Genomic DNA, 4,867 nt, shown 5'->3' with positions numbered 1-4,867 from the left:
CCTATTTCGAGCCGTGGGCGATCGCGGGGGGGAAGCTACCACCCTCAACAACATAGGTAAAGCCTACTCACAATTGGGAGAAAAACAGAAAGCGCTAGAGTATTACAGCCAGTCCCTTCCCCTGAGACGGGCAGTAGGCGATCGTGGGGGGGAAGCTACCACCCTCAACACCATCGGGAGTGTCTACTCTGATTTGGGAGAAAAACAGAAAGCGCTAGAGTATTACACCCAGTCCCTTCCCCTATTTCGGGCGGTGGGCAATCGCTCAGGGGAAGCTACTACGCTCAACAACATCGGCTTAGTCTACTCAAAATTGGGAGAAAAACAGAAAGCGCTAGAGTATTACACCCAGTCCCTTCCCCTATTTCGGGCGGTGGGCAATCGCTCAGGGGAAGCTACTACGCTCAACAACATCGGCTTAGTCTACTCAAAATTGGGAGAAAAACAGAAAGCGCTAGAGTATTACAGCCAGTCGCTTCCCCTGAGTCGGGCAACCGGCGATCGCCCTGGGGAAGCTGCCACCCTCACGAATATCGGGAGTGTCTACTCAGAATTGGGAGAAAAACAGAAAGCGCTAGAGTATTACAGCCAGTCCATTCCCCTGAGTCGAGCAGTAGGCGATCGCTCTATCGAAGCCACTACCCTCATCAATATCGCTTCTGTCAAACGCGACCAAAACAATCTTACCGAAGCTCTCAACGACATTGAATCCTCTCTCAAAATAATCGAAAACCTCCGCACCAAAATTGCCAGCCCAGAACTCCGCACCTCATACTTTGCCACAGTACAGGACTACTACGAACTCTACATCGATTTGTTAATGCAACTGCATAAAACTAATCCTAAATCCGGTTACGATCGCAAAGCCTTAGAAGCCAGCGAACGTTCGAGGGCCCGCAGCCTCCTGGAACTCCTCCAAGAAAGTAACGCCAACATTCGCGAAGGTATTTCCCCCGAGTTACTGCAACAAGAAAAGAGCTTGCAACAGCAACTCGATGCCATTGAAAAGCAGCGCATCGAAACAATCAGCACCCCCAATCCCAACGCAACTAAAATCGCTGAAATCGATAAACAGCGCCTCGCACTTTTGGGACTATATCAGCAAATTCAAACCAATATTCGTACCGCCAGCCCCCGCTACGCTGCCCTTACCCAACCCCAACCTTTAGCCCTCCCAGAAATTCAGAAACTGATCCTCGATGAAAACACGATTTTATTGCAGTATTCTCTCGGCACAAACCGCAGTTATTTGTGGGTTGTGACATCAACAGGAGTAACCAGCTATGAATTACCAAAGCGCGCAGATATTGAAACAGCAGCTAAGGACTTCCTAGAGACAATAACTAGCCCAATCCAGAGAGATATTCCCCAACAAGTTGCCCAAGCCAGCGCCAATCTGGGTCAAGTGATTTTACAACCTGCCGCAGCCCAATTAGGCAATAAACGCTTATTAATTGTTCCCGACGGCGTGCTGCACTATACCCCTTTTCAAGCTTTAACTCTTGCCCAAACCGCTGGCTCAAATACCAATGTTCCCTTAATTGTCGAACATGAAATTATTACCCTGCCTTCCGCCTCCACTCTCGCCATTCTCAGGCAAAATTACGGAGATAGAAAACCACCAAGCCGAAATTTAGCAATTTTAGCAGATCCTGTTTTCAGTCCAGACGATGAAAGAATTAAAGGAAAAATAACCCAAGCAACAACAGAAAAATTAGAAGCAAATAACCTCGGCTTAAGTCAATCGATTCGTGCTTCTAATCGGCAATGGCCGCCCGAACGTCTACCATTTACCCGCCAAGAAGCCCAAACAATATCCAACTTATTCCCCTCTGCTTCTAGCCGTCAAATATTTGATTTTGATGCCAGTCGCACTACTGCTACCGATGGAAATTTAGCCAATTATCAAATCGTTCACTTTGCTACCCACGGCATTGCCAACAGCAAAAATCCCGAATTGTCAGGAATTCTGATGTCGATGATAGATGACAAGGGCAATTTTGTTAATGGTTTCTTGCGCCTCACGGATATTTTTAACTTGAAACTAGCAGCAAATTTAGTGGTTTTAAGTGCTTGTCAATCGGGAATGGGACAGAATGTTAAAGGTGAAGGAATGGTGGGGTTAACACGAGGTTTTATGTATGCGGGAGCGCAGCGGGTGGCGGTGAGTTTGTGGAGTGTGGATGATGAAGGAACTGCCGTGTTAATGCAAAAGTTTTATCAAAAAATGGAGCAACAAAAGTTAGCGCCGGCGGCAGCTTTGAGGACGGCGCAGATTGAAATGATGCAGCAGGAAAAATGGAAATCTCCCTATTATTGGGCTGCTTTTACCTTGCAAGGCGAGTGGAAATGATATAGCGGGCATAATCTCACTTCTCCCTGCCTTTACACTAAGCGAGCTAGTGAGTAAAATTGACAAAAATACAAAAGGGGTGACTATGCTAGATCGCGCTCAATGGTTTTTGGCTGGTATGTCGATCGCACTTTCGGTTCAGTTAAGTCAGCCAGTGGCAGCAGCCGTGCCAGTTGGTAAAGTTGTACAAACAGCACAAACTACCAGTAGCGACGCTGCTGAAACAGCATTAAAGGAAGGAGTACAACTGTACCAGCAAGGAACGGCGGAAGCAAAAAGAAGTGCGATCATCAAGTTGGAACAAGCATTAAAGCTGTATAGAGAAGCGGGCGATCGCACTAGAGAAGCTCTCACCTTCAACAGCATTGCTAGAGTCTACTCAGAATTGGGAGAAAAACAGAAAGCGCTAGAGTATTACAGCCAGTCGCTTTCCTTGAGTCGGGCAGTAGGTGATCGCCACGGGGAAGCTGCTACCCTCAGCAATATCGGCTTAGTCTACTCAGCATTGGGAGAAAAACAGAAAGCGCTAGAGTATTACAGCCAGTCGCTTCCCCTGAGTCTGGCAAACGGTGATCGCCGTGGGGAAGCTACCACCCTCAACAACATCGGCTTAGCCTACGAGGAATTGGGAGAAAAACAGAAAGCTCTAGAGTATTACAACCAGTCACTTCCCCTAAGCCGGGCAGCGGGCGATCGCAGCAGGGAAGCTACCACCCTCAACAACATCGGCAGTGTCTACTTAGCATTGGGAGAAAAACAGAAAGCACTAGAGTATTACAACCAGTCGCTTCCCCTGAGTCGGGCAGTGGGCGATCGCCGTGGGGAAGCTGGCACCCTCAACAACATTGGCGGTGTCTACGATGAATTGGGAGAAAAACAGAAAGCGCTAGAGTATTACAACCAGTCGCTTCCCCTGAGTCGGGCAAACGGCGATCGCGGCGGGGAAGCTACTACCCTCAACAACATAGGTCAAGTCTACTTAGCATTGGGAGAAAAACAGAAAGCGCTAGAGTATTACAGCCAGTCGCTTCCCCTGAGTCGGGCAGTAGGTGATCGCCACGGGGAAGCTCTCACCCTCTACAGCATAGCTTCTGTCAAACGCCACCAAAACAATCTTACCGAAGCCCTTAATGACATTGAATCCTCTCTCAAAATCATCGAAAACCTCCGCACCAAAATAGCCAGCCCCGAACTCCGCAGCTCATATTTGGCCACAGTGCGGGAATACTACAAATTTTACATCGACCTGTTAATGCAACTGCACCAAGCTAATCCCAGCTCCGGTTATGATATCAAAGCATCAGAAGCCAGGAAACGTGCTAGCAACCCATAAAAAGCAACGCGTCGTAGTAGAAAAATGGGCGTTGCTGAATACAGATATGAATTCAAGTTTTCGGAATGGCTATAAGCCAAGTAGAGTGAGTTTTGTAACATCAAGCGAAAAGTTTATTCATACTGTGAATTAGCAACGCCCAATTTCATTTTCCATCTAAATCCTTACAACCATTACAGCTACGTCAGCCTACGATGGAAAGTCGATGGAAAGTCACTCAAAAGTCAGTCAGGAAGTCAATAAAGCTCAGGCTTTAATGAAATTATCAACCAAAAGAGAAGTTCCCTACGGGCTCTCAACTACACATAGCAACCATAATTAGAGTCAGGAAGAGAGGTTGGAATATGAAGACGCTCGGCCAAGTAATTAGTTGGTTTTTCTCCATTTACTGTTTTGTTGGATTAGGAACATTTTTATTCCTCTCTTACACAGAGAGCAAGCGATACCAACTAGGTGCTATAGCTTTCTTTCTTATGCTGCTACTCGTTTTTCCTCCCCTCTGGTCTTTACTTGCACGAAAATATAATGTCAGAATTAACTGGCTAGTCAAGTTTATTTTATTGATCTTTTGTGGCATGCTCCTACTTTCATACACTTAAAAGCCTTTTAAGTCTGGGGTTAAAAAATACTTCTTGCCTTCCTTGAACATATTCATTGCCAGATTAATTTTTGGGGAACGGCATTAGTGTGTCCTCTTGTTGCCGTATCCTGCTTCTTGCCGTTTTTCCAATAGGCTAAATTTGATTGTCACAATAAAATGAATACTACGGAGAGACAAAGGACATGACGCTAGAGGAAGCAGTGCGACGAATTGAGCGAGCTACCAATAAAAAATTGAGGCAACTGAATTTGTCGGGGCTGGATTTGAAAGAATTGCCACCGGAAATTGTCAAGTGTACGCATCTGACAGGGCTTCTCCTCAATAGCAATGAGATTACTTCTATCCCAGAGGCGCTCGGACAATTGTCGAATCTGACATGGCTTGACCTCAATAGCAATGAGATTACCTCCATCCCAGAGGCGCTCGGGCAATTGTCGAATCTCACACGGCTTGACCTTAGTAGGAATCAGATTACTTCCATCCCAGAGGCGCTCGGGCAATTGTCGAATCTGACATGGCTTGACCTCAGTAGGAATCAGATTACTTCCATCCCAGAGGCGCTCGGGCAATTGTCGAATCT

The 4,867-nt window shown here is 46.6% G+C and carries 2 protein-coding genes and 1 pseudogene; all 3 read left to right on the top strand.

Annotated features, from left to right (window positions below):
- A partial coding sequence (locus tag QUA62_RS23710) for a CHAT domain-containing protein (RefSeq protein WP_333407158.1) occupies positions 1-2,353 on the top strand: 2,353 nt, incomplete at its 5' end.
- Positions 2,354-2,438: 85 nt separating this feature from the next.
- Positions 2,439-3,674 (top strand): annotated as a pseudogene (locus tag QUA62_RS23705) (tetratricopeptide repeat protein); the annotation flags it as partial.
- 795 nt (positions 3,675-4,469) lie between these two features.
- A partial coding sequence (locus QUA62_RS23700) for a leucine-rich repeat domain-containing protein (protein ID WP_333407156.1) occupies positions 4,470-4,867 on the top strand: 398 nt, incomplete at its 3' end.

Source organism: Microcoleus sp. MON1_C1 (genome assembly GCF_036701945.1).
Classification (GTDB): domain Bacteria; phylum Cyanobacteriota; class Cyanobacteriia; order Cyanobacteriales; family Microcoleaceae; genus Microcoleus.
Note: the sequence above shows the minus strand (reverse complement) of the source record. Positions and strands in the feature narration are given on the sequence as shown.